Source organism: Actinomycetota bacterium, from assembly GCA_030776725.1.
Lineage (GTDB): Bacteria > Actinomycetota > Nitriliruptoria > Nitriliruptorales > JAHWKO01 > JAHWKW01.
The window spans coordinates 1-5,571 of the sequence record JALYHG010000012.1; the positions used below are offsets into that span (position 1 = coordinate 1).

The window sequence follows — 5,571 nt, forward strand, 5'->3', positions numbered from 1 at the left end:
CCGTCAGGTGCTGTTGAACAGCGCGTCGCCGCAGATCCTCGGCGACGCGTTCGTCGCCGCGGCTCGGGACCTCGACGTTGACGGCCACCTGGTGATGATCACGTCCGGGGCGGCCACCAGCGTGTACGAGGGATGGTCGGCGTACGGTCCCGGGAAGGCTGCGGTCGATCACTGGGTCCGCACGGTCGGTGCGGAGCGCGAGCGCCGCGGGTCCCGGCTGCGGGTCATCTCGGTCGCTCCCGGGACGGTCGCCACCGCGATGCAGGCAGAGATCCGCGACACGCCTGAACGTGACTTCCCCAACGTCGGGAAGTTCATCGATCTGCACGAGGCCGGCGACCTGGTCGCTCCGGAGGACGCGGCCCGCGGGATCTGGTCGCTGCTGGACCGGGATCTGGACAACGGCTCGGTGGTGGATCTGCGCGACCTGGACTGACCACGGTCGCCGCCGGCGGCGGGACGGTCGCCGCGCTGTGACGGCTGGGGCGCCCGTCGGACGCTGCCGTCTAGCCCCCGGTCGTCGCCGTCGCCGTCGGCGACGGGGTCGGTGTCGGCGACGGGGTCGGTGTCGGCGACGGGGAACTGGTCTCGGTCCCGCCGCCGCCAGCGCCCACACCGGCACCGCCCTCGCCGGGCAGGATCGAGTCGCCGTTCTGCGACGTGTCCGTTGGAGTCGGATCCGCGGTCTGCGTCCGGGTCGGCGTCGGTGAGGGGCTCTGTGTCCGGGTGGGCGTGGGATCCGGTGTCGGCGACCGAGTGGGTGAGCGGGTCGGTGACGGGCTGGGTGACGGTGACGGGCTGGGTGACGGTGACGGGCTAGGTGATGGTGACGGTGACGGGCACTCCTCCCCGGGTGCCAGCACCGTCTGGAACGATCCTCCTTCAGCGTCGGGGCACTCGACCGGTTGCAGGGTCGGAGACTCGTCGGGTGACGGCCCCGGTTCGGGCTCCCCGCCCACGCCTGTCAGCGCTGAGTAGTCCGGCTCGGGGAAGTCCACGACGTCGAGCCCCTCGACGGCCTGCGCCATGTACTCACCCCAGGTCGCGGCCGGGTAGCTGCCTCCGGTCAGCTCCACCTGCAGCTCCCGGTTCTCGACGTTGCCGAACCACACCGCCGTCGCTAACTGGGGGACGTACCCGACGAACCAGCCGTCGCGACCGTCCGTGGTGGTTCCCGTCTTCCCCGCGGCCGGGCGGCCGATCGCTGCGCGCGTCCCGGTCCCCGAGCGGATGTTGTCCTGCAGGATGTCGCTGATGACGTAGGCGACGTTGGCCGTGATCGCGCCGTCGTGTCGTGGCCTGGAGTCGACGATGACCTGCCCGTCACCATCCTCGACACGGCGGACCATCCGAGGCTCCGCATGCACCCCTCCAGCGGCGAACGTGGCGTACCCCTCCGCCATGCTGAGCACGCTGACGTCGGCGCTGCCGAGGATCAACGACGGGTGCGTGTGGAGCCACTCCGCCGGGATGCCCGCTTCGACGGCCATGTCCTTCACGGCCGCCGAGCCCACCTCCTTGGCGAGCTGGACGAAGACGGTGTTGGTGGAGGTGAGCGTCGCCTGGCGGACGGTCTGGCGCCCGAACCCCTGGTGCGCGAAGTTGCGCACCCGGTAGGGGTCGTAGCCCTCGAAGTCCACCGTGATCTGCGCGGGTGCGGGGAACGTCGACCGGTCGGGGTGGTTACCGGCGGCGACGAAGGCGGCCAAGCCGAACGGCTTGAACGCCGACCCGGGCTGGTTGCCCTGGTTCTCACCGGTGCTGGGGCTCGCGACCGCGGCGTTGAACGGTTGGACGCCGATGTCAGGTCCGCCGACGAGAGCGCGGACCCCGCCGTTCTCCGGGTCGATCGACACGATCGCGCCCGATACGGGCGGTCCGCCGCCGGCCTCCTGGTTGAACTGTGCGATCTTCTTGGTGAGCACCGCCTGAGCGGCGCTCTGCATCCGCGCGTCCATCTCGGTGTGGACCACCAGGCCACGGTAGACGGCCTCCTCCCCGCCGAGGACCTGTGTCAGCTCCTGTCGCAGCGCATCGAGGTAGTACGCGGCCGGTCCGCGATCGACGGTCTGTCGGGCGGTCGTCTCCGGTAGGCCCTCCGCCTTGATCTGCTCGGCCTCCGCCTGCGACAACCACCCTTCGGTGACCATGCCGTCGAGGACGTAGCGGCGGCGGCGGTCGGCGCTGACGGGGTCCTCCGCGGGGTCCAGCCTCTCGGGAGCCTGGATCATCCCGGCGAGGGTGGCGGCCTGGTTGACCGTGAGCTCGGCGGCGGGGCGTGCGAAGTAGGTCTTGGCCGCGGACTGGATCCCGTACGCGCCCCGCCCGAAGTAGATCGTGTTCAGGTAGAACTCCAGTATCTGATCCTTCGAGTACTGCTGCTCCATCTTGACGGCGAGGACCGCTTCGTTGGCCTTGCGCCAGAACGTCCGCTCCGGTGACAGCGCCGCGTTCTTGATGTACTGCTGGGTGATCGTGGAGCCGCCCTCCTCGATCTCGCCGGCACGGACGTTGGCGAACAGTGCGCGCAGGGTGGCCGGCAGGGAGATCGGGCCATGCTCGTAGAACGCCCGGTCCTCGGCTGCCATCGCCGCTTGCGGGACGTGCTCGGGCAGCTCCCCGAGGTCGACGTCCTCGCGGGCGGCTGTGGGGGACAGGGAACCGACCTCGCGCCCCTCTCGGTCGAGGACCTTGGTCGCCGTCGCGGCGATGTCCTCGGGGAGGGGGACGGCGGCGAACAGGTAGGCGGACAGGAAGAACAGCGCGAGGATGCCCAGCAGCGCGGGGATCGTGAGGACGTACACGGCGGGTTGGCGGTACCAGGGCTGCCCCGGCTGCCACAGCGCGCGGTACCAGGGCTGCCCGGCGGCGCGGTCCGGCGACGTTGTTCGTGCCATGGCCAGATACTCCCCGTGTACGGCTCGTTGCGCGACGTTGTGTCCCGGCCGGTTGGACGCATCGTCAACCGGCCTCGATTGGCGTCGGGCCGAGGTTACGGTGGGCGCGCGACCTCGACGCGGAGGAGGCGCATGAACGGGCGGTCTGCAGCTGCCGGCGGTGCTCCAGACGGAAAGTGGGAACCCGCCGACGTCGGGCGTCGCATCGGTGCGGACGTGATCGACTTCGTGGTCCTGCTCACCCTCGGCCTCGTCGTCACGGTGATCATGAGGATCGTCGGTGTCGCGGGACCGGCTATGGGTGGCGCTGGAGGTGGCACCACGCTCGCGCGGCTCGGCGTCACCGTTGTGACACTCGCCGTCCACCTGGGGTACTGGCTGTACACGGAGGGATCGCGTGCCCAGTCGATCGGGAAGATGGTGATGGACCTCGCGGTCGTCCGCCCCGACGGGTCGCCGATCGACCATGCCGACGCGTTCAGGCGGCGCGTCATCTTCTACCTGCCGTGGCCGGCGGCCTGGATCCCGTGGTTCCCGCTCGACGTGCTCGTCATGATCGTCTCGGCGGGGCTGCTCCTCGCGGGGCTGATCAGCTACCTCGTCAACGACCCCGACCACCGCGGCTTCCACGACCGCTTCGCTGGCACAGTCGTGATCGAGGCCGGCTAGCTGTCTCCGCTCGGGCGTTGCGCCGTCTGGCGGGGCGTGTTCCGCTCGGTTTCCCGTGGCATGCGGTCGATGCTGCGTAACCCGGTCAGGTCGGGCGTGGGGAAGTCGCCGGTTGGTTGCCCGTCGAGGGCCGCCGACATGAACGCCGCCCAGGTCTCAGCCGGGAGCGCCCCGCCGGTCATGCGGTCCATCGGGCTGTTGTCGAGGTTGCCGTACCACACGACCGTCACGAGCTCGGGGACGTAACCGGCGAACCACGCGTCACGGTGTGCGTTGGTGGTCCCCGTCTTCCCCGCTGCCGGCCGGTCGATGTCCGCTGCCTTCCCGGTGCCCGACTCCATGACCCGTGTCAGCACGTCCGTGACGACCTGTGCCGTGCGCACCTCCATGGCGCGGGTGTGCCGCGGCTGGTCGCGACGGACCACCGTGCCGTCGTGGGCGACCACCTGTCGGATCAGACGGGGTTCTGTCAGCACCCCACCGCCGGCCAGCGTCGCGTACCCGGTGGCCAGTTCCAGCGGGGAGACATCTCCGACGCCGAGCGCGATGGTCGGCACCGCCGGGAGCTCGCTGCGGATCCCGGCGCGGCGGGCGACGTCAACGACCGCCTCAGGACCGACCGTCGCCACCATCTGCATGTAGACGGTGTTGGTCGAGGTGGTGGTGGCCTCGCGCACGGTCTGGACGCCGTAACTGGAGCGGGCGTAGTTCGCCACCGTCACATCCGGGCCGGGGACCTCGACGTCGATCTCGCGCGGCGCGCGGAAGCGAGAGGACGGCGCGTACCCCGCTTCGACGAACGCGGCGAGCGTGAACGGCTTGAACGCCGAGCCTGCGGGCCGTCGCGACTGGACAGCGGTGTTGAGCGGCTGCCTGGCGTAGTCGGGCCCACCCACCATCGCACGGACCCCGCCGTCGCGCGGGTCGATCGCGACGAGCGCGCCGGAGTCGGCCTGCGCGTCGAGATGGTCGGCGACGACCTGCTCCGCGAGCCGTTGCAGCTCCAGGTCCATCTCGACCTGGACCTGGTAGCCGGTGAACGGGGCGTCCTCGCCGAGCTGGGCCGCGAGCTGCTCACGAACCGCGTCGAGGTAGTAGGGGCCAACGTCGTGGGCGACGGCGTTGCCACGCAGGGCGCCGGGCACACCTGCGGCGATGGCGTCGTCGGCCGCGGCGGCCGGTAGCCAACCTTGGGCGGACATCCCTCGCAGCGTGGATACCCGACGCACGTTGAGGGTGTGCGGCACTCTGGCCGGGTCCAGCTGCTCGGGCTGGGCGATCATGGCAGCCAGGGTCGCAGCCTGGTTGACGTCGAGCTGCGTGGCGGGCACGCCGAAGTAGGTCCGCGCCGCAGCGCCGATGCCGTACGCGCCCCGCCCCCAGTAGACGGTGTTGAGGTAGCGCTGGAGGATCGTGTCCTTGTCGAGCTGGCGTTCCAACTTGAGAGATATCAGCGCTTCTTCGACCTTCTCCCTCCACCCGGGTCGCAGTTGGCCTGTCAGCAGACCGACGTACTGCTGGGTGATGGTGGATCCGCCCTGCTCGACGGTGCCTGCGGTGAGGTTCGCCCACAGCGCCCGCAGGCTGCCACGGATCGAGATCCCGTGGTGGCGGCGGAAGCTTCGGTCCTCGGCCGCCAGCACGGCGTGCACCACGTGCGCGGGGAGCTCGTCGACCGCGACGGGGTCGTGTGCCTGGGCGCGGAGCGAGCCGAGTTCGCGCCCTTCGACGTCGACCACGACGGTCGGGAGCGCACCCGCCGCAGGGGGGACGTGCGCCCCGGCGTAGGCCACCGCCAACGTCCCCAACGCGGCGACGCTGACAACGGCGCTCGCGAGGGTGGAACCGCTGGCCAGACGCCGGACGGTGGGGCCTCTCACCGAGCGGTGGACGCGGTCGGCCGCGAGGACGAGCCACGCCGCAGCGATGACAGTCGCGGTGCGCAGGCCCTGCCGGGTCCGCGAGGCCGCGGCACGGCTGCGGGCCGCGGCGTGCCGCACAGCCC

The 5,571-nt window shown here is 71.0% G+C and carries 4 protein-coding genes; 2 read left to right on the forward strand and 2 right to left on the reverse strand.

Annotated elements, in window-relative coordinates; all coding sequences use genetic code 11:
- On the forward strand, positions 1–436 hold a 436-nt coding region (locus M3N57_00435), incomplete at its 5' end, for an SDR family NAD(P)-dependent oxidoreductase (protein ID MDP9021173.1).
- Between the two features lie 70 nt (positions 437–506).
- On the opposite strand, the gene M3N57_00440 is transcribed toward M3N57_00435, so the two are convergent.
- Complete coding sequence (locus tag M3N57_00440) at positions 507–2,897, reverse strand: PBP1A family penicillin-binding protein (protein ID MDP9021174.1); 2,391 nt, start codon at positions 2,895–2,897, stop codon at positions 507–509.
- A gap of 132 nt (positions 2,898–3,029) precedes the next feature.
- Here M3N57_00440 and M3N57_00445 point away from each other — a divergent pair, with 132 nt between their 5' ends.
- Positions 3,030–3,566 (forward strand): RDD family protein, encoded by a 537-nt coding sequence (locus tag M3N57_00445; protein MDP9021175.1) that lies wholly within the window; start codon positions 3,030–3,032, stop codon positions 3,564–3,566.
- Here M3N57_00445 and M3N57_00450 read toward each other — a convergent pair.
- Positions 3,563–5,571, reverse strand: a 2,009-nt coding sequence (locus tag M3N57_00450) for a transglycosylase domain-containing protein (protein MDP9021176.1), incomplete at its 5' end; no start/stop codon positions are given. The two genes, M3N57_00445 and M3N57_00450, sit on opposite strands and share 4 nt — an antisense overlap.

Coding starts and splice junctions, on each gene's coding strand:
- M3N57_00440 (MDP9021174.1), bottom strand. CDS start 2,897: ATGGCACGAACAACGTCGCCGGACCGCGCCGCCGGGCAGCCCTGGTAC.
- M3N57_00445 (MDP9021175.1), top strand. CDS start 3,030: ATGAACGGGCGGTCTGCAGCTGCCGGCGGTGCTCCAGACGGAAAGTGG.